The following is a 19403-nucleotide window of genomic DNA, read 5'->3' as shown; positions in this document are numbered from 1 at the left end:
CGCACTCAGTAGCTGGGCCAGCCACCCGAGAAGTTGAGATCGCTGATCAACAGCTTGGGGGCACCATTGGCGCTGGCGTCGTAGGCGTGGCGCGCGATCACGCTGTAGCCGTTGCCACGGAAGATGTCCTGCCCGCCCGGTCCGACCCAGCGCGAGTTGCCGGCGTCCAGCACGGTGCCGCCGCCATCAGTGAGCTTCTTGCCGTTCTTGTCGACATACGGCCCGGTGATCTTGGTGGCGCGCCCGTAGATGATCTTGTAGGTGCTGCTGGTACCGGCGCAGCACTTGTCGATCGAGGCGAACAGGTAGTAGTAGCCGTCGCGGTAGATCACGGTCGGGCCCTCGATGCCGCCCGAGCGCTTGGCTAGCGTGGTCAGCGAGCCGGTCGGCTTCATGTTGCTGCCCAGCTTGGTGATCTTGATGCCGGAGAACCAGGAGCCGAACACCAGGTAGGGATTGCCACTGGCGTCGAAAGTGAGGTTCGGGTCGATCGCGTTGTAGTCCTGGCTGCCTGCCTTGGAGCTGATCACGCGCCCTTCATCTTTCCAGTCGCCCTTGGCGATGGAGGTGGCCGACACCAGGCCGATGGCGGAGGTGTTGGAACCGAAGGTGGAGATCGAGTAGTACAGCCAGACCTTGCCGTTGTAGTTGTGCACGTCGGGTGCCCACACATCCAGCCCGCTGTGTGCCGGCACGTAGCTGGCCCACCAGCTCGGGCGGCTGCTGAAGATCTGCACGCCACGGCTCCAGGCCGTGCCGTTGCCCGAGTAAAGCACCTGGATGCCGGGGCCGGTGGAGAAGGTCCACCAGGTGTTGCCCTCCTTGAAGAGGGCGGGGTCGTGTACGCCCAGGTCGCCCGTCAGGGCCCAATGTGAGGCCTGCGCGCCGAAGGCGCAGCCGGCCAGCGCCAGCGCGGCCAGCGCCTTGCTTGCTTTGAATTGCATCGATGTCTCCTTGACCACCCGATTTCCGGGTTTTCGTGTTTTTGTCAAAACGCCTTTTGAATCAGGCGCATGGAGATCATAGACGCTTCCTGGCGGGTAACAACCCAGGACTCGGTGCCACGCGGCCAACGGTCGCGTGGCGAGGACGAGCCCCGCCACGCGCCACCCTCAGGCCACGACTCAGTCGACGAGGAAATACTGCTGCGGCAGCGAAGGGTTGGGCGTCGGCCAGATCCACGCGCCGGGCATGCTGGCCGGCACGCCATGCAGGCGCGTGCTGCGCAAAGCGGTCTGGGCCGGCGAGCTGACCGTGCCCAGCACTTCCAGCTCGTCCGCCGCAAGCGCGAGGATCTGACGGAACAGCGCGTCCGCAGCCTCCTGGCTGGGCGCCGCCTTCCACTCGTCCCACAGCGCCTGACGCTGCTGCATCGAGGGTGGCGGCTCGATCCCGCGCGCGCCCTGGCTGATGTACCACTGCACCCAGGGCAGACCTTGGCGCGAGTCACTCGGATGCTGGGCGAGATAGGCGCGCGGGTTCTGCGTCGGGTCGATGCCACCGGACACCACATCGACGCCGATGTCATAGTCGTTGCTGCGCGCCCGACTCGCCACGCTTTCGCGCTCGCCGGGCTCGATCAGCAGTTCGATGCCGATCTGCTGCCAGGCCGGCTGGATCAGGCGCAGGGTGTCGATCATCTGCTGCGAGTAGTCGTTGACCATGGCGCGCAGGCTCACCCGCCCGCCGCCCTGGATCATGCGATAGCCCTGCTCGTCGCGCTTGGTGAGACCCAGCTCGTCGAGCAGGCGGTTGGCCTCGGCGAGGTCCTGCCGCGTGAACTGCGTGGCCAGCTTCTCGTTGTAGAAGCGGTGGCCAGCCGGCGGGCCTACCTGCCAGGGCGTGGCCTCACCCTTGAACACTTCGCGTGCGATGGTCGGGCGGTCGATGGCCAGCGACAGCGCGGCCTTGAAGCGCACGCTGTTGAACAGCAGGCGCAGCGGCAGGCGCGGCGTCGTGTGGTTCAGGTACAGGCCCACCGCCGACGCATTCACATCGGGCAGACGCATGAAGACATGGCTGCCGCCCTCGACCAGCGGCTTGAGCTGGCTGCGCGCCGCCACCGTGTTGACGTGGCGGATCTGCAAGTCGAAGCGTCCTTGCGCAGCGCTGGCCAACACCGCTGGCGCGTCTTTCAGGATGGCAAACTCCACGCTATCGATATAGGGCAACTGCCGCCCCTCGGTGTCGACCTGCCAGAAGTAGGGGTTGCGTTGCAGCAGCACACGCTCGGCCTGGCTGCCGCCATTGCCACCCGCACTGCCGCCCGCATTGGCACCATAGGGCTCGTCGATCACCCAGGGGTCCAGCGTAGGCTTGTCGGGATTGCTCCAGCGCGTGCTGTAGTCGCTGCACTGGCGGTGGAACTGCGCGCCCCAGGAATTGAGGCCGGCCGCCTGCGCCTCGCGTGTCGCCTCCGGGTTGTACTTGAGGTGAAAGCGGCTGCAATAGTGCTTGGGGTAGATCACTGGATGATGGCCATAGGGCCCGGCCAGCTCCTCCGGCAGCATGCGGTTGCCGGCCGCAAAGCGGATGCGCACACGGACATCGTCGAGCTTCTCGGCCTGCATCACCTGGCCGCCAGCCTGGTAGCGATCGGCCACTGAACGGAAGATGTCGCGGTTGCCCAGCACATCGTTGACGGCGAACACCACATCATCCGCCGTGAAGGGCTCACCGTCGGACCAGCGCATGCCACGCCTGAGGGCAAACACATACTCGGTGGCATCGCGATTCACGCTCCAGCCCTCCGCGATGTTGGGCAGCACGCGGTCGAACTGCGCATCCCAGCGCGTCAGGCCCTGGGCCACGAAACGCAGCACACCGTTCTCGTCACCGCTGGGCAGCAGCGCGCTGCGCAGGGTGCCGCCGTAGCGCCCCCCCGTCTCCTGCGGGCGGATCACTTCCGGCTGCGCCGGCAGGCGCTGCGCCAGGGGCGGCAGCTTGCCCTCAGCCACGCGGGCGGCAAGCTGGGGCGCCTCGTGCCCCGAGGCGACGGCCGGGATCATGTGCATACCGCCCAGGGCAAGCAGGCAGGCTTGGAAAAAGACTCGCAACATCATGACGCTCTCCACGCTTTGAAGATGGAGGCAGCCTAGGCGAACGACATGCGCGAACTTGATCGTGATGGGCAGATTGGCGCTGCTCAGTCGTGTTCCAGCGAGATGCGCAGCCGCCTCAGAGATACACGCGACGAGAGGAATCCAGCGGCGCCACCGGCAGGTACAGCGCGGTGTGCCGCTCCTGCGGCGCGGTGTAGCCATTGACGCGGATCTCGCGCGCCACGATGCGGCGGTCGTCGCGCAGCACGCAGCCCAGCTCCGCCCGCAGTTGCTCCGCCAGCGCCAGCAAGGACAATGCTTTGTAGTCGCCGCGCAGTTCGCGCACCGCGTAGAGCCCGCCACCCTGCTGCGCCCGGTCGACGCCCGACACATCCCAGGGCTGGCCCAGCGCCGGTACGAAATGGGTCATATCGACCTGATCCTGCGCACACCGGCTCAGTGGAGCATCGCGGTCCAGCACAGCCCAGGTGCGCCAGCGTCGTGCCCCGGCCACGGCAAGATTACCGACCAACAAGCTGGTGGCTTCGCGCTGCTGATCACGCCGCCCCCGGTAGGCGATCTGGAACACCGGCTGCACCGGCAGTTGATCCAGGTACAGCCTGGGCAGCGCCGCTTCGGGTTCAAGCTGCAGCAAGGCCCGCGAAGGCGCGCATCCGAACTGGCGTACGAAGGCGTGATTGAAGGCCGCCGCCGAACCATAGCCCGCGAACTGGCCGATCTCGGTCAGGCTCATGCGCCCCTCGTGAATCTGCGCCAGGGCGCGCTTGAGGCGCAGCCGGCGCAAGGTGGCCATGGGCGTCTCGCGCACCTTGCTGCGGTACAGCCGGTCGAGCTGCGAGGGCGACAGGCAGGCCAGGTCGGCCAGGCGCGCCAGCGTGATTTCCTCGTCGAGCCGCGTGCCGATATAGTCGATCACGCGACGCACGCGACTTGACTGCAGGGCGAACAACTCTACGGTCATGCGCATCGGATGGCTCCGCGCAGAGGTCTGGAGAATCCCCCATCCTAGTCCTTCCCGCCCGGCCAGACTTGATCGGAATGCGCATGACCGCGCGGCTGGCCGTGCGGGGTCAGGCGCGCAAGCCGCTCTGCGCGTCGAACCAGTGCATGCGTGCCGGAGGGAAACCGTAATGCTGCAGTTGACCGTAGCCCGGGTGAGGGCCGTCCGGCGCACGGATCACCACGCTCTGCGTGCCAACCTGGCCATGGATCAGCAGCTCGGCACCGAGCGACTCAACCAGTTGCACCATCACTGGCAGGCCGCTGGCGGCCGGCTGCAGATGCTCCGGACGCAGACCCAGGATCAGCGCACGCCCGGCCAGGTCGCGCCGGGGCTCGGCCAGGGGCAGGCGGACACCGTCGGACAGCGTGAAGAGATCGCCCTGTGCATTCATGCTCCCCTGCAGCAGGTTCATCGGTGGCGAGCCAATGAAGCTTGCGACGAAGGTGCTGGCAGGGCGCTGGTAGACCTCTTGCGGCGTACCGATCTGTTCCACCCGGCCGGTATTCATGATCACCATGCGCTGCGCCAGGGTCATGGCCTCGACCTGATCATGGGTCACGAAAAGGCTGGTGGTGCGCAGCGTGCGGTGCAGCTTCTGGATCTCCAGCCGCATCTGCACGCGCAGCTTGGCGTCGAGGTTGGACAGCGGCTCATCAAACAGGAAGGCCTTGGGCTCGCGCACGATGGCGCGCCCCATGGCCACGCGCTGACGCTGCCCGCCGGAGAGCTGGCGCGGCTTGCGCTCCAGCAACGCACCCAACTCCAGGATTCCGGCGGCATGCTCGACGCGGCGCCGGATTTCGTCTTTCTTCACGCCGCGCAACTTGAGCCCGTAGGCCATGTTGTTGAACACGCTCATGTGCGGATACAGCGCGTAGTTCTGGAACACCATGGCGATGTCACGGTCCTTGGGTTCGCGCGTGTTGACCACCTCGCCGTCGATCAGCACCTCGCCCGCCGTGATCGCCTCCAGCCCCGCCACCATGCGCAGCAGCGTGGACTTGCCGCAGCCCGAGGGCCCGACGATGACGACGAACTCACCATCCGCGATCTGCATGTCGATGCCATGCAGGACAGGGTGCGAGTCATAGGTCTTGCGCAGCGCGCGCAGTTCGATGGTGGCCATAAACGTGTCGTTGTTGGGTACGTTTCTATTTTTACTTGTCGCCCTCGATCAGCCCCTTCACGAACCAGCGCTGCATCAGCAGCACTACCGCCACCGGCGGCAGCAGGGCCAGCAGGGTCATGACCATGACCAGCGGCCACTCGGTGTCGGCGTCGGCGAAGGAGACCATCTTCTTGAGCGCGATGACGAGTGTATGCATCTCGTTGCTGTTGGTCATCAGCAGCGGCCACAGATACTGCGTCCAGCCGTAGATGAAGAGGATCACGAACAGCGCCGCGATATTGGTGGCCGACAGCGGCAGCACGATGTCGCGCAGGAAGCGCAGCGGCCCGGCGCCATCGATGCGCGCGGCCTCCACCAGCTCGTCGGGCAGGGTGGTGAAGAACTGGCGGAACAGGAAGGTCGCCGTGGCCGAGGCCATCAACGGCAAGGTCAGGCCGGTGTAGGTGTTGATCAGGCCGAGGTCCACCATGACCTGGTAGGTCGGCATGATGCGCACCTCCACTGGCAGCATCAGGGTCACGAAGATCAGCCAGAAGGCCAGCATGCGCCCGGGGAAACGGAAGAACACGATGGCATAGGCCGACAGCAGCGAGATCACGATCTTGCCCAACGCGATGGCGAGCGCCACAAAGGCGGTGTTGGCGAGCAGGCGCCAGGCATCCACCCCGCCGATGCGGCGCGCGCCCCCCGCCAGCGCCTGGCCCCAGTTCTCCAGCAGATGCGCACCCGGCCACAGCGCCAGCGGCGGCGACAGGATCTCGGCCGCCGTGCGCGTGGAGGCGACGAACACGTACCACAGCGGGAACACCATCACCAGCACGGCCAGGATCAGGAGCAGATGGGCGAAGACATCGCCCAGCGGGCGGCGCTCGATCATGTGTAGTGCACCCGCCGCTCGACGTAGCGGAACTGGATCGCGGTCAGCGCGATGACCAGCAGCATCAGCACCACCGACTGGGCCGAGGAACTGCCCAGGTCCAGCCCCACGTAACCATCGTTGAAGACCTTGTACACCAAGGTCTCGGTGGCCTTGGCCGGGCCGCCGCCAGTGACCGCGTGGATCACGCCGAAGGTGTCAAAGAAGGCGTACACCGTATTCATGACCAGCAGGTAGAAGCTGACCGGCGACAGCAGCGGGAACACGATGCTCCAGAAGCGCCGGGCGGGGCCCGCGCCATCGATGGCGGCGGCCTCCAGCAGCGATCTCGGGATCGCCTGCAGGCCAGCGACGAAGAAGATGAAGTTGTAGCTGACCTGCTTCCAGGCTGCGGCGAAGCTCACCAGCAGCATGGCCTGGTCGCCATCGAGCAAGGGGTCCCAGGCAATGCCGGCACGCCGCAGCAGCACACCGAAAGTACCCATCGCGGGTGAGAACAGGAACAGCCACAGCATGCCGGCTACTGCCGGAGCCACCGCGTAGGGCCAGATCAGCAGGCTGCGGTAAGCCTGGCGCCCGCGCACCACGCGCTCTGCCATGACCGCCAGCAACAGGCCCGCGCCCAATGCCAGCACCGCCACGGAGACACTGAACACCGCCGTCACCTTGAGCGCATGCAGGTAGTTCGGATCGAGGAACAGGAGCTGGAAGTTCTCCAGCCCCACGAAGACCGAGGCGAGACCCCAGGGGTCTTCTCGATACAGCGAGGTCTTGATCGCCTGCGCCGCCGGCCAGTAGAAGAAGACCAGGGTGATGGCGATCTGCGGCGCCAGCAGGAGCAAGGGCAGAAACTTGTGGGGGAAGACGGTGCGGCGCATCGCTAACCTACGTACACCGTCGTCCCTGCGCAGGCAGAGACCCAGCGACTTGGCCTTGCCTGCGGGTCGGGCTGGCGGCTGGCGAAAGACACTGGACGCCTGCCAGCGCAGGAATGACGGCGCCCGTCGAGCGGGCGCGGAAGTATCGGCACGCTCAGCCTCGGCTTACTGCGCCACCGCCTTGGCGGCCATCTCGATCGCCGCGTTGGAGCGCGTGACCGCGCGCCGCAGCGCGGTGGTGGCGTCCTGCTTGCCGGCCAGCAGCGCCTCGATCTCCTCGTTCTGGATATCGCGCACCGCCGGCATGTTCACCAGACGGATGCCGCGCGAGTTGTCGGTCGGCGCCTTGCCCATCATCTGCTTGATCGGCTGGTCACGCCCCGGGTTCTTGTCGTAGAAGCCGGACTGGCGCGTCGCCTCGTAGGCCGCGTAGGTCACCGGCAGGTAGCCCGAGACCTGGTGCAGGCGGGCCTGGATGTCGGTGCGCGAGAGGAAGCTGAAAAAGCGCGCCACCCCCTTGTAGTCCCCCGCCGGCTTGCCACCGAACACCCACAGCGAGGCACCGCCCGGCACGGTGTTCTGCGGCGCGCCCTTGGCCTCGGCGTAGTAGGGCAGCGGGCCGGTGGCGTAGTCGATGCCGCTCTTGACCACGTCGCCGAGGCCACCGGAGGACTCGGTCATGATCGCGCATTCACCGGAGAGGAACTTGGTCTTGGCCTCGGAGGTGCGGCCGCCGTACTGGAACACGCCCTCCTTCTGCAGCGCGGCCAGGCGCTCCCAGTGGCGCACGAACACCGGCTCGTCGATCTTCAGCTTGGGGGTCAGACTGTTGAGGCCATTGGCATCGGTGGCGTAGGCCAGGTTGTTCCAGGCCGCGAAGTTCTCCAGCCCGATCCAGGTCGGCCAGGTGCTGGTCAGCCCGCAGGGCCAGCCGGCGGCCTTGATCTTGCGTGCGGCCTCGAACACCTCGGGCCAGGTCTGCGGCAGCTTGCTGGTCGACAGTCCGGCCTGCTGCAGCGCCTTCTTGTTGTAGTAGGCGATCGGCGAAGAGCTGTTGAAGGGGAAGGACAGCAGCTCGCCCTTGGCGGTCGAGTAGTAGCCGACGATGCCCGGGAGGTAGTCCTTGATGGCGAAGGGCTGGCCGCCCTCCTGCATCACCTGGGCCACCGGCTTGACCGCGCCGCGCGCGGCCATCATGACGCCGGTGCCGACATCGAACACCTGCAGAATGTGCGGCGCCTGGCGCGCGCGGAAGGCGGCGATCCCCGCATTGAGCGTCTCCGGGTAGGTGCCCTTGAACACCGGCACCACCTTGTAGTCGGCCTGGCTGGCGTTGAACTCGCGCGCCAAGCCCTCCACCACCTCGTTGTTGGCGCCGGTCATCGCATGCCACCACTGGATTTCCGTCGCCGCCTGGACGACATTGAGGGAGAGGCAGGCCGAGGCAAGCAGGATGCCGTGGCGGAGGATGCGGTGCGATGCCATTGTCTTGGTCTCCGAAAAAAGAACGCCAACCCGAAACCCTGCCGCATGGGTATTGCAGAAACATGACATTCGACCTGGCCATCATCGGCGGCGGCATCAACGGTGCGGCGATCGCGCGCGACGCAGCCGGGCGCGGGCTGTCGGTGCTGCTGGTCGAGCAGCACGACCTGGGCAGCCACACCTCCTCGGCCAGCACCAAGCTGATCCATGGCGGCCTGCGTTACCTGGAGCACTACGAGTTCGGCCTGGTGCGCAAGGCGCTGGCGGAGCGCGAGCGGCTGCTGGGCGCCGCGCCGCACATCATGCGACCGCTGCGTTTCGTGATTCCGCACGAGGCGGGCATGCGGCCACGCTGGCTGATCCGCTGCGGCCTGTTTCTCTACGACCATCTGGCACGGCGCGACAGCCTGCCCGGCAGCCGCGCGATCACGCTCGCCACGCACCCGGCGGGCGCCGCGCTGCAGGCGCGCTTCACCCATGGTTTCGAGTATTCCGACGGCTGGGTGGACGACGCGCGCTTCGTGCTACTCAACGCGCTGGACGCCGCCGAACGCGGCGCCACGGTGCTGACCTACACCACCTGCGTGCAGGCCGAGCGCGGCGAGGAGGACTGGTGTCTGAGCCTGCGGGGCGAGGGCGACGCAGCGCCACGGCCGGTTCGCGCGCGAGCCCTGGTCAACGCCACCGGCCCCTGGGCGGAGCGCTTCCTGGGCGAGGTCGCCGGCCTGCGCGCCCACCACAGCCTGCGCCTGGTGCGCGGCAGCCACATCGTGGTACCCCGCCTGTTCACGCACGACTACGCCTATCTGTTCCAGGCGCCGGACCGGCGCATCGTGTTCGCCCTGCCCTACGAACAGGACTTCACCCTGATCGGCACCACCGAGCTGGAACATCTCGCCGGGCTGGACCAGGTGCGCGCCAGCGAGGAAGAGATCGCCTACCTGTGCGCCCAGGCCAGCCGCTACTTCCGCCAGTCCGTCACCCCGCAGGACGTGCGCTGGCACTTCGCCGGCCTGCGCCCGCTGCTCGACGACGACAGCCAGGAGGCCGGCAGCGTCACCCGCGACTATCTGCTGGCCCTGGACAGCGCCGGCCCACCGATCCTCTCGGTCTTTGGCGGCAAGCTCACCACCTGCCGCAAGCTGGCCGAGCAGGTGCTGGACAGCCTGCAGGGCCTGCTTGGCTGCGGCGGCGCATGGACGGCCAGCGCCCGCCTGCCCGGTGCCGCCTGGACGGAAACTGGCTTCGCCGGCTTCCTCGACGGTCTGGCCGTGGCCCATCCTGACATGCCTGCAGCCATGCTGCGCCGCATGGCAACGGCCTATGGCAGCCGCATACAACGCATCCTCGGCGCATCGGGCGCCTGCCCCGCCGCGCTGGGTGAAGCTGTCCTGCCGGGGCTGCACGCGGCGGAAATCGACTATCTGTGCCGCGAGGAATGGGCCGCCACGGCCGAGGACATCTTGTGGCGGCGCAGCAAACTGGGCCTGCACCTGCCGCCCGATGCGGCAGCGCAGCTTGCGCAGTGGCTGCAGCGTCGCGCATCGTTGCCACGGGCGTGACCAATTTCGCCAAAACCCCGTCAAATCGCGCGTAGCTGCTTTGTTCAGTTAACGAAGCTGGCGATAATGTCGGTTAATACTTTTGGCGTATTTGAAAGCAAAAACGTTTCGGCGGGTTTCGGCATGAGTCTCATGGAGTTCGACCTCGCCATCGTCGGTGGCGGCATCAATGGAGCCTGCGTCGCGCGCGACGCGGCCGGCCGCAATCTGCGGGTCCTCCTCGTCGAGCGCGGCGACCTGGCCGGCCAGGCCGCCTCGGGCAGCCCCAAGATCATCCACGGCGGCCTGCGCTTCCTGCGCCATCTTGAGCTGAGCCTGGCCCGCGCCGCCGTCGAAGAGCGCGATCACATGCTGCGCAGCGCACCGCACCTGGTCCACCCGCTGCGCTTCATCGTGCCGCAGGAGGCAAGCGGCCGCTCGCGCTGGGCGCTGCGCCTGGAATCCCTGTTGCTCAACCACCTTGAACGCGACAGCGCCCTGCCCGACTCGCGCCTGACGGATCTGCGCGAGCATGTGGCCGGTACCGGCATCGCGCCGCGCTACCTGCGTGCGCTGGAGTTCTCCGACGCCTGGACCGATGACGCGCGCCTGGTCATCGCCAACTGCGTGGATGCCGCGCGACGCGGGGCAACCATCCTGCCGCGCACCGAATGCATCGCCTGCGAGCGCGAGGAGAACGTGTGGCGCCTGTGGCTCAAGCCCAGGCAGGGCGAGGAGTACGAGGTGGCCGCCAGGGCCATCGTCAACGCCGCCGGCCCCTGGGTCGACCGTTTCCTTTCCGAACGCAGCCCGCTGCGTTCGCGCCAGCGCGTGCAACTGGTCAAGGGCAGCCACATCGTGGTGCCACGCCTGTTCGACCACAGCTATGCCTACGCCTTCGAGAGCGAGGACAAGCGCCATGTGATGGCCGTGCCTTACGAGCAGGACTACACCCTGATCGGCACCTGCGAATCCAGCTACGCGGGTGAGCCCGCCACCACGGGTGCCAGTGCCGACGAGATCGCCTGGCTGTGCCGCCAGGCCAGTTGCTTCTTCGCCCGCCCGGTCGACCCGGCCGACGTGAAGTGGTCCTACAGCGGCGTGCGCAGCGTGCCGGTCGGCGAGGACGAAGATGCCGAACTGGACCAGAAGCAGGACTACGTGCTCGGGGTGGACAGCGACGGCCCGCCCATCGTGTCGATCTTCGGTGGCCGCGCCACCACCTGCCGCATCCTCGCGCAACGCGTGGTCGACTGCATCCTGCCCACGCTGGGCCGCGACGTACCGGCATGGACCGAAGAGGCCCGCCTGCCCGGCGGCGAGATTCCCGATGGCGACCTGGCCGCCTTCACGCGCCACCTGTGTACCAGCCACCCCGTGCTGCCCGAAGCCCTGCTGAGCCGTCTGGCGCGCGCCTACGGCACGCGCGTGGTGCGCATCATCGGCAGCGCACAGGCGCCGCGTCCGCTGGGCCGCGAGATCGCGCCTGGCCTGTTCGAAGCCGAACTGGAGTATCTGGTGAGCGAGGAATGGGCTCATGACGTGGAAGACGTGCTGTGGCGCCGCAGCAAGCTGGGCATGCACTACGGCCCGGCTGAGGTCGCCGCGGTCAGCGACTGGCTGGCCCGTCGCCACGCTCAGACTCCGCAGTAAACTGCCGGCATGGACCAAGACACCCCTTACCACCAGCTCGGTGGCGGCCCCGCCATCTCGGCCCTGGTCGCGCGTTTCTACGCCTTGATGGACGAGTTGCCCGAGGCCTACGTCATCCGCAAGCTGCACCCGGAGTCACTAGCCGGCAGCCAGCACAAGCTGACGCTGTACCTCTCCTACTGGCTGGGCGGCCCGGACGAGTTCACCCCGGCCTTCGGCCACCCGCGCATGCGGGCGCGCCACCTGCCTTTCCCGATCGGCGAGGCGGAGCGCGATGCCTGGCTCATGTGCATGCAGCAGGCGCTGCAGGAGACGCTGCCGGCGGGCGCGGCTCGCGATGCGCTATGGCAGAACCTTGTCGGTCTGGCCGACCACATGCGCAACCGCGAAGGCTGATCCGCATTCAGGACAGCCCCATCATCGACGGGTCATAGCCCGTCTTGTCCTCTGCCTCGGCCTGCTTCTGCTGGCGCCGCGCCAGCATGTGGGCGAACAGGGTGCGCAGTGGCAAGGGCTGGAACCACGCCTTGGCGGCGTCGGACGGAGGGGGCACAAAGGCGGGCGGCGGCACGGGGGCGGCCTTGGCGAAGGGGCGCGAGAGGCGTTGCATGATGTTTTACCTGCTGGTTCTGGTGCTGTCGGGGGAGGGGCTACCATTCAAGCTATGCCGTGAATCCCGCCCTCGCCAATCGGAGTTTTCGATTCGGCCATAAACCGCCCGTGAGGGCATAGCGACCGCCCATTCCAGCCCACGTCGCGCGCCAGCCGCGTTGGTCGAACCTGCTCCGCCGCCCGGCCGCAAGACCCTGCACGCCGTGATGATTTTGTCGATTCTCCGCGCACGTCCCCACGCAGAGAGAATCCCATGCAAGGCATTCCAACTCCGCGCCGCCTCGCCTGCGGCACGGCCCTCCTGTTCCTGCTCGCCGCCTGTGGCGGTGGGGGCGGGAGCAGCAGCGGCAGCAGCGCCACGAACAATGGCAGTAGCAGCACCGGCAGCGGCGGTCCCCCCGTCGGCGCCACCACGCCTCCCCCGGCGCCCCTGCCGGTCGGCGAGACGCCACCGACCGACGCCGACGCACAGCGCTTCCTGACCCAGGCCAGCTTCGGCCCCACCTCCGCCGAGCTGGCGGTGGTGAAGGCCAGCGGCCTGCGCAACTGGCTCACCGCGCAGATGGCGGCCAGCGGCCAGAACTATTCGAGCGCCTACTCCGCGGCGATCCACACCGCGGGGCTCAAGGATTTCTGCAATCAGTACACCGGCTTCCCCAACAGCTACGCCCAGCAGAACTGCTGGCAGGAGTACTACTCGGCCGAGCCGCTGTCGCGCGAGTTCTATCGTGCCGCGCTGACCGGCAGCGACCAGTTGCGCCAGCGCGTGGCACTCGCCCTGGGTCAGATCTTCGTGGTGTCGAACGCCGAAGTGGAGGGCACCTACGGCTTGCGCGAATACCAGCAGATGCTGCTCGACCACGCCTTCGGCAATGTGCGCAGCCTGCTCGCGGCGGTGACGAAGAGCCCGGTCATGGGCACCTACCTGAACCTGGTGAACAACGGCAAGACCGACCCCAACGAGAACTTCGCGCGCGAGCTGATGCAGCTCTTCACCATCGGCCAGTGCAAGCTCAACCTGGACGGCAGCTTCACAGGGGGCGTGTGCCAGCCCACCTATGACAACAACGGCGTGCGCGAAGTGGCCTACGCGCTGACCGGCTGGACCTATCCAGCCGGCGGCGTGAGCCCCTGGGGCGGCAGCGGCTGGACCAATCCGACCTACCTGCGCGGGCAGATGGTGGCGGTCACGGCGCAACACGACACCGCCGCGCGCAACCTGCCGGGCGGCAGCACGCTGCCCGCCGGCCACACCGCGCAGCAGGCGCTGGACGCCGTGCTGGACGACTTGTTCCAGCATCCGAACATCGCGCCTTTCATCAGCAAGCAGCTCATCCAGCACCTGGTCACCAGCAACCCCAGCGCGGCCTATGTGCAACGCGTGTCGCAGGCCTTCGCCAGCGGCACGGCGCATGGCTTCGGCAGCGGTCAGCGCGGCGACATGAAGGCCATCGTGGCGGCCATCCTGCTCGACGCCGAGGCGCGTGGCGACAGCAAGACCGACGCCAGCTACGGCCGCCTGCGCGAACCGGCGCAGTACATCGCCGGCATGCTGCGCGTGTTGAATGCCAGCTCCGACGGCGCCGGTTTCTACTGGTGGTGGGGCAGCGAGCTGGGGCAGATCGTCTTCAACGCCAACTCGGTGTTCAACTTCTACCCGCCGGACTACCCGCTGCCCGGCACCAGCCTGGTCGGCCCGGCCTTCGCCATCGAGAACCCGAACAGCACGCTGGCCCGTCTGAACCTGTCGACCAGCCTGCTCTACTGGGGCGGCATCGCGGCAGAAGACTTTCCCGGCGCCACCGGCACCAGCCCCAACCTGGCGAACTGGGTCGCGCTCGCCGACGATGCGACGAACCTCGTCACCCAACTGGAGCGCCTGCTGGTCACCGGCGGCCTGCCGTCCGACATCAAGGCCGGCATCGTCGATGCGGTGTCCGCGTGGACCGCCCAGAACAACGCCGCTGGCTGGCGCACCGAACGGGCGCGCACGGCGCTCTACCTGATCCTCGCCAGCCCCGAATACCAGGTGCAACGATGAAACGACCCCAGACCCAACGACGCCAGCTCCTCAAGACCCTGCTCGGCGGTGGCGCGCTGACCGCCACCGGCGGCCTCGAAGCACTGTTCGCCACGCCGGCCCTGGCCCAGGCCACCGACTACAAGGCCCTGGTGTGCATCGCGCTTTACGGCGGCAACGATGGCGCCAACATGATCGTGCCGATCGACAGCCGATACAGCGCCTACGCCAGCGTGCGCGGCGGACTAGCGATCCCGCAGGCCAACCTGGTCGCGATCGGCAGCGAGTACGGGCTGCATCCGGCCCTGTCTGCCCTCGCGCCCTACTGGACGCAGGGCAAGCTCGCCCCGGTGCTGAACCTCGGCCCCCTGGCACGGCCCACCACGCGCGCGCAGCTCTCGGCCAAGACCGCGGTACTGCCCGACAACCTGTTCTCCCACTCGGACCAGCAGAACCTGTGGGAGTCCGGTGGCTCATCGGTGCTGGGACGCACCGGCTGGGGTGGGCGTCTGGCGGAAGCGCTCGGCAATGACCCGGTCATCGCCTTCGGTGGCAGCGGCCGCGTGGGCATCGGCAATGTGCGCAGCACCCTGGCCCTGCCCGGCCCGGGCTCGGACTTCTCGCCGGCCGGCTACTTCGGTGGCCAGAACGCCAAGCGCCGCACCATGCTCGACACCATGGCCAACAAGGCGCGCGACAACCAGCTCGTGGGCGCCTTCGCCGGCATCCAGAAGACCGCCTTCTCGCGCAGCGCGAGCATCGGTCCGGTGCTCAAGATCTCGCCCACCAACACGCCGGCCGATCCGCTCAACGCGATCTTCGGCAACCTCACAGGCGTCTACAACACCGACATCGCCGACCAGCTCTACCAGGTGGCCAAGCTGATCCGCGCGCGCGCCTCGTTGGGCGGCTCGCGCCATGTGTTCGTGGTGTCTCAGGACGGCTACGACACCCACAACAACCACCTCGAACGGCAGAACGAACTGCTCGCAGAGCTTGGACCGGCACTGGCCGCCTTCCAGGCCGCGATGGTCCTGCTCGGGATGGAGAACAACGTGACCAGCTTCACCCTGTCGGACTTCGGGCGCACGCTGAAACCCAACTCCAGCGCCGGCACCGACCACGGCTGGGGCAACCATCACCTGGTGCTGGGCGGAGCGGTCAAGGGCGGACTGGCCTACGGCAGCTACCCCAGCCTCTCGCTCGGTGGCGCCGATGACTACGGCATCAACAGTTGGGAGTGGCAGGGGCGCTGGATTCCCACCCAGTCAGTCGACCAGTATGTCGCCACCCTTGCCGGCTGGATGGGCCTGAACCAGACTCAGATCAACGCACTGCTGCCCAACCTCGCCAACTTCACGACCAAGAACCTGGGATTCGTCTGATGCCTCGTGCCGCCCTGTCGCCTCTGCTTCTGTGCCTGCTGCTCGCCGCCTGCGGGGGCGGCGGTGGCGATGGCGTGGTGATCAATCTCGGCGGCGGTGGCAGCAGCAGCTCGAGCAGCTCGTCGTCCGGCGGCGCGGTGGGCCCTGGCCCCAGCATTGCCGGCTGCCCGGTGTTCCCGGCCAGCGCGGTGTTCAACACGCGCATCGACGACAGCACGCGCTTCCCGGTGCATGCCAGCAACACGAGCTGGATCAACAGCATCGGCGCCACCCGCGCGCTGCATGCCGACTGGGGCACGAGCGAAGACCAGCAGGCCTGGCAGACCTACTACGGCATTCCCTACAACGTGGTCGACGGCACCGCGGCGACGACCGACTGGCCCAGCGTCTCCTTCACCATCACCGACCCGCGCGCCGGCAATGGCAACGGCGTACCGGATGAGAGCGACTGCGCCATCGCGCAGGGCAGCACACACAGCCTGCAACGCGACTGCACCCGCTTCTCGCCCGCGCAACGGCGTTTCCCCTTTCCGCTGGACAGCCGCCTCAAGGCCGAGGCCGGCGCCTGCAACGACGCCCAGCAATGCGGCGACCGCCATGTCATCGTGCTGGAGTCCGGTGCCTGCCGGCTGTGGGAGAGCTACTTCAGCTACAAGGTCGACGGCCAGTGGTACGCCTACTCGACCGCCGCCTGGGATTTGAACAGCCACGCATTGCGCCCCGATTCCTGGACCTCCGGTGACGCCGCCGGCCTGCCCATCCTGCCGCTGCTGGCGCGCGCGGACGAGGCCACCGCCGGCGAGATCCGCCATGCCTTCCGCGTCACCTTCCGCGACAGCGTGCTGGCCCGCAGCTACGTGTGGCCCGCGCGCCACCGCGCCGGTGGCGACACCCCGGGCGGCATCCCCTTCGGCGCCCTGTTGCGCCTGCGCAGCGACTTCGTGATCCCCGCCAACTGGACCGCCCAGGCGCGCGCACTGGCCACCGCCATGCAGCGTTATGGCCTCTACGTCGCCGACATCGGCAGCGACCTCTACGTGCAGGGCGAGCCCAGCGCGCAGTGGAGCAGCAGCACCATCAGCCAGATCCAGTCCCTGCGCATGAACCAGTTCGAGTTCGTCGATACCGGCAGCATCACCGGGCACGCGAGCTTCAACGCGAACTCGCTACAGGCAAGCTGGTAAGGCAGGAAACGAAACAAAGAGGCCCGCGTCAGCGGGCCTCTTTGTCTTTGAAGCAGGAATCAGTTGCCGTCGTTCAAGAGCGCAGCAACATCTCGTTGCTTGGCGGAAACGGCAATCTCGTAGGCCGTCTGACCGGCCGCATTGCGCAGGTTGCGGTCGGCCTCGAAGCGGCCCAGCAACTGCACCAAGTTGTAGCGCCCTGCACGCGCAGCGTGCATGAGCGCGGTTTCGCCAGCCAGGTCGACTGCGTTCACGCGGGCTCCACGCTTGAGCAGCAGTTCAGCACTGGCGGCCTGACCACCTTCAATGGCGTTGATCAGGGCGGTGCGCCCCTGCGCATCACGCGCTTCGATCGACATGCCGCCATCCAACAGGTTCGCGAGTCGCGCGACATCCCCGTTCCGGGCGGCCTGCAGCAGCGACGCCGCACTCTTTGCTGCGGCGTTCACGCCGCTCGTGGAAGTCTCTGCAGCGCATGCCATTTGCATGCCTCCAGCCATTGCACAGACAACGAGATATTTCAGGATAGTGCTCACAAAGTCTCTCCTACTGGCCCATCCGAGGGCGATACATGAAACGGGGCCCAAGCCCATGAGCAAGAGTGCGACCACCTGCCATACAAGATACCGCATAACCACTATGTAAATGCCATCGGCATTTTCTGTTGTCTTTTGGAATGCTTATTGCAGCGTGCGGCGGGCAGTAACTGTCTCATCCAACCCGTTTCATAGGCAGCACAATGACCAAATCATTCAGCAGTTCCTGTCTCCCCGACAGCGCCCGGTTCCCCCTCAGCATCCTCTTCTGTGTCGTTCTCTCCGCATGTGGTGGCAGCGGCAACGACGATTACGCAACCGATCAAACCCCAGCCTCTGGCGATACTCCTGTCATTCTCAAGGCCGACCGCGCGCCCTTCCCGCTCGTTGAAGCAACGGTAGATGGCTTCCATAGCGCGATGAAGCAGGGAGACGTGTCCTGCCGTGACATCGTTCAAGGCTATTTGAACCGCATCGCAGCCTATGACTACGAGCCATCGACCGCCTTCCCGGCCAGCCCTGCGCTGCACTCGGTGATCGCGGTGAACACCCAGGCCGCCTTGTCGCGCGCGGACGAGCTGGATGCGCAGTTCTTCAAGACGGGCAAGATGGTCGGACCGATGCACTGTGTGCCGGTGCTGGCCAAGGACAACATCGACACCTTTGACATGAAGACGACCGCGGGTTCCCTGGTGATGGCCAACAACCAGCCGCCCGACGACGCGTTCATCATCAAGCGTATTCGCGATGCAGGGGCGATCATCATCGGCAAGGCGAACCTGGATGAGTTTGCGTTCGGCTTCACCGGCAGTTCCTCGATCGGGGGCAAGACCCAGAACGCCTACATCCCCGGCAATAGCGCGGGGGGGTCATCTGCGGGTACGGGCACGGCGATCGCCGCCAACCTGGCGATGGTCGGGCTGGGAACCGACACCGGTGGCTCGGTACGCGTCCCGTCCTCGGTAGAGGGTCTCTATGGCCTGCGCCCCTCGCTACGCCTGGTCAGCCAGGACGGCATCGTGCCGCTGTCGCACAACCAGGATACTGCGGGGCCGATGTGCCGCCAGGTACAGGATTGCGCCCTTGCCATGGACGCAATGGTCGGGTTCGATGAATCCACCTTCAGCGGCCAGCGCTCCGCCAAGGCATGGAATGCGCCCTTGGTGAAAACGGCGGCCGAGTACACGACGATGACCGGTACGCCCGCCAGCTACCTCAGCGCTCTCAAGGCGGACGGTTTGAAGGGCGCACGCATCGGCGTGGTACGCGGCATGTTCCCGACGGCCACCACCGCGAACCAGGGTTTCCTCAACACGCTCAATGCGGCACTGGATGCCATGCGCGCAGCCGGTGCCACGGTGGAAGACGTGGAGATCCAGGATCGCACGACCATCCTGAGCACCTACTCCAGCCTGTCGAGCTACGACTTCCGGGATGACCTGACAGCGTATCTGGGCAGTTGGAGCTCGACCCTGGATCAGCACCCCCGCACCACCGAGGATGTCTATGCCGGCATGCTCGTGCTGGAGCCCACCCGCGCGGCCAATTTCAACAACTACGTTGTCAATGGCACGAACAAGGAAACCAAGACCGTGTACCAGAACAACCTGACACCGCGTGATGAGTACGTCATCCCGCGTGTGCTGGCCGCGCTGGACAACAAGGACTTCGCTACCGGCAGCAGCAAGGGAGCGCCGTATGACGTACTGGTTTATCCGGTCCTGCAAGGCTTCAATGGCACCAGCGTGAACTCCGGCAGCAACAACCGGCTGAGTCCGTTCACCGGCTTTCCAGCACTGACTGTGCCGGCTGGCTTCATCAAGGCCAAGGAAACCGACAGTTCGGTGCAGCCGGTTGGACTGGAAATGCTGGGGCGCGTATTCGACGAACCCACGCTGTTCAAGCTTGGCTATAGCTGGCAGAAGACGACCACGCCGCGCGTGCCGAGCCCGCTGGCGCCCGAGCTGGCCAAGAAGTAAGCCCTGGGCAAGGCCCGCCGCCCTGTTCCCATCCTTCAGGACAGGGCGGCGGGCTCCCG

16 protein-coding genes are annotated in these 19403 nt (G+C 66.8%); 7 read left to right on the top strand and 9 right to left on the bottom strand.

Annotation, left to right across the window (positions count from 1 at the left end; genetic code table 11):
• Positions 1-5: 5 nt before the first annotated feature.
• From NMB43_RS01360 to ugpB, 7 genes are all read right to left on the bottom strand, one after another.
• Positions 6-944: a glycoside hydrolase family 43 protein gene (locus NMB43_RS01360; protein ID WP_494350361.1), complete on the bottom strand. Its 939-nt coding sequence runs from the start codon at positions 942-944 to the stop codon at positions 6-8.
• A 180-nt stretch (positions 945-1124) separates the two neighbouring features.
• Entirely contained in the window at positions 1125-3062 is a 1938-nt protein-coding gene (locus NMB43_RS01355) for an ABC transporter substrate-binding protein (protein ID WP_494350360.1), read from the bottom strand.
• Between the two features lie 115 nt (positions 3063-3177).
• Positions 3178-4029 (bottom strand): helix-turn-helix domain-containing protein, encoded by an 852-nt coding sequence (locus NMB43_RS01350; protein ID WP_494350359.1) that lies wholly within the window; start codon positions 4027-4029, stop codon positions 3178-3180.
• Between the two features lie 103 nt (positions 4030-4132).
• Entirely contained in the window at positions 4133-5191 is a 1059-nt protein-coding gene (locus NMB43_RS01345) for a sn-glycerol-3-phosphate import ATP-binding protein UgpC (RefSeq protein WP_494350358.1), read from the bottom strand.
• 31 nt (positions 5192-5222) lie between these two features.
• Positions 5223-6071 carry a sn-glycerol-3-phosphate ABC transporter permease UgpE gene (gene ugpE, locus NMB43_RS01340; RefSeq protein ID WP_494350357.1) on the bottom strand — a complete coding sequence of 283 codons (849 nt, stop codon included), beginning with the start codon at positions 6069-6071 and terminating at the stop codon, positions 5223-5225.
• Complete coding sequence (ugpA, locus tag NMB43_RS01335; protein ID WP_494350356.1) at positions 6068-6949, bottom strand: sn-glycerol-3-phosphate ABC transporter permease UgpA; 882 nt, start codon at positions 6947-6949, stop codon at positions 6068-6070. The genes ugpE and ugpA overlap by 4 nt, the downstream gene beginning before the upstream one ends.
• Before the next feature lie 165 nt (positions 6950-7114).
• The gene (gene ugpB / locus NMB43_RS01330) at positions 7115-8434 is read right to left on the bottom strand and encodes a sn-glycerol-3-phosphate ABC transporter substrate-binding protein UgpB (RefSeq protein ID WP_494350355.1); all 1320 of its coding nucleotides are present in this window, start codon (positions 8432-8434) and stop codon (positions 7115-7117) included.
• Positions 8435-8496: 62 nt separating this feature from the next.
• Between ugpB and glpD (NMB43_RS01325) the strand changes: the two genes are divergently transcribed.
• The 3 genes from glpD (NMB43_RS01325) to NMB43_RS01315 all read left to right on the top strand — a co-directional run bounded on the left by glpD (NMB43_RS01325) (position 8497) and on the right by NMB43_RS01315 (position 12024).
• Positions 8497-9996, top strand: coding sequence for a glycerol-3-phosphate dehydrogenase (gene glpD / locus NMB43_RS01325; RefSeq protein WP_494350354.1), 1500 nt, complete (start codon positions 8497-8499; stop codon positions 9994-9996).
• A gap of 123 nt (positions 9997-10119) precedes the next feature.
• Positions 10120-11628, top strand: a complete 1509-nt coding sequence (glpD, locus tag NMB43_RS01320; protein WP_494350353.1) for a glycerol-3-phosphate dehydrogenase — start codon at positions 10120-10122, stop codon at positions 11626-11628.
• Between the two features lie 9 nt (positions 11629-11637).
• Positions 11638-12024 carry a group II truncated hemoglobin gene (locus NMB43_RS01315; RefSeq protein ID WP_494350352.1) on the top strand — a complete coding sequence of 129 codons (387 nt, stop codon included), beginning with the start codon at positions 11638-11640 and terminating at the stop codon, positions 12022-12024.
• Positions 12025-12031: 7 nt separating this feature from the next.
• On the opposite strand, the gene NMB43_RS01310 is transcribed toward NMB43_RS01315, so the two are convergent.
• The gene (locus NMB43_RS01310) at positions 12032-12238 is read right to left on the bottom strand and encodes a hypothetical protein (protein WP_494350351.1); all 207 of its coding nucleotides are present in this window, start codon (positions 12236-12238) and stop codon (positions 12032-12034) included.
• Between the two features lie 255 nt (positions 12239-12493).
• On the opposite strand from NMB43_RS01310, the gene NMB43_RS01305 reads away from it, so the two are divergent.
• From NMB43_RS01305 to NMB43_RS01295, 3 genes are read left to right on the top strand one after another with little or no spacing between them, the layout of a single operon-like run.
• The gene (locus tag NMB43_RS01305; RefSeq protein WP_494350350.1) at positions 12494-14281 is read left to right on the top strand and encodes a DUF1800 domain-containing protein; all 1788 of its coding nucleotides are present in this window, start codon (positions 12494-12496) and stop codon (positions 14279-14281) included.
• Positions 14278-15645: a DUF1501 domain-containing protein gene (locus NMB43_RS01300; RefSeq protein ID WP_494350349.1), complete on the top strand. Its 1368-nt coding sequence runs from the start codon at positions 14278-14280 to the stop codon at positions 15643-15645. Before NMB43_RS01305 ends, NMB43_RS01300 begins: the two co-directional genes overlap by 4 nt.
• Positions 15645-16829 carry a hypothetical protein gene (locus tag NMB43_RS01295; protein WP_494350348.1) on the top strand — a complete coding sequence of 395 codons (1185 nt, stop codon included), beginning with the start codon at positions 15645-15647 and terminating at the stop codon, positions 16827-16829. Before NMB43_RS01300 ends, NMB43_RS01295 begins: the two co-directional genes overlap by 1 nt.
• A gap of 59 nt (positions 16830-16888) precedes the next feature.
• Here NMB43_RS01295 and NMB43_RS01290 read toward each other — a convergent pair whose 3' ends face one another.
• The gene (locus tag NMB43_RS01290; protein ID WP_494350347.1) at positions 16889-17365 is read right to left on the bottom strand and encodes an ankyrin repeat domain-containing protein; all 477 of its coding nucleotides are present in this window, start codon (positions 17363-17365) and stop codon (positions 16889-16891) included.
• Between the two features lie 434 nt (positions 17366-17799).
• Between NMB43_RS01290 and NMB43_RS01285 the strand changes: the two genes are divergently transcribed.
• Positions 17800-19344 (top strand): amidase, encoded by a 1545-nt coding sequence (locus tag NMB43_RS01285; protein WP_494350346.1) that lies wholly within the window; start codon positions 17800-17802, stop codon positions 19342-19344.
• Positions 19345-19403 lie beyond the last annotated feature (59 nt).

The organism is Uliginosibacterium sangjuense, from assembly GCF_059132465.1.
Note: the sequence above shows the minus strand (reverse complement) of the source record. Positions and strands in the feature narration are given on the sequence as shown.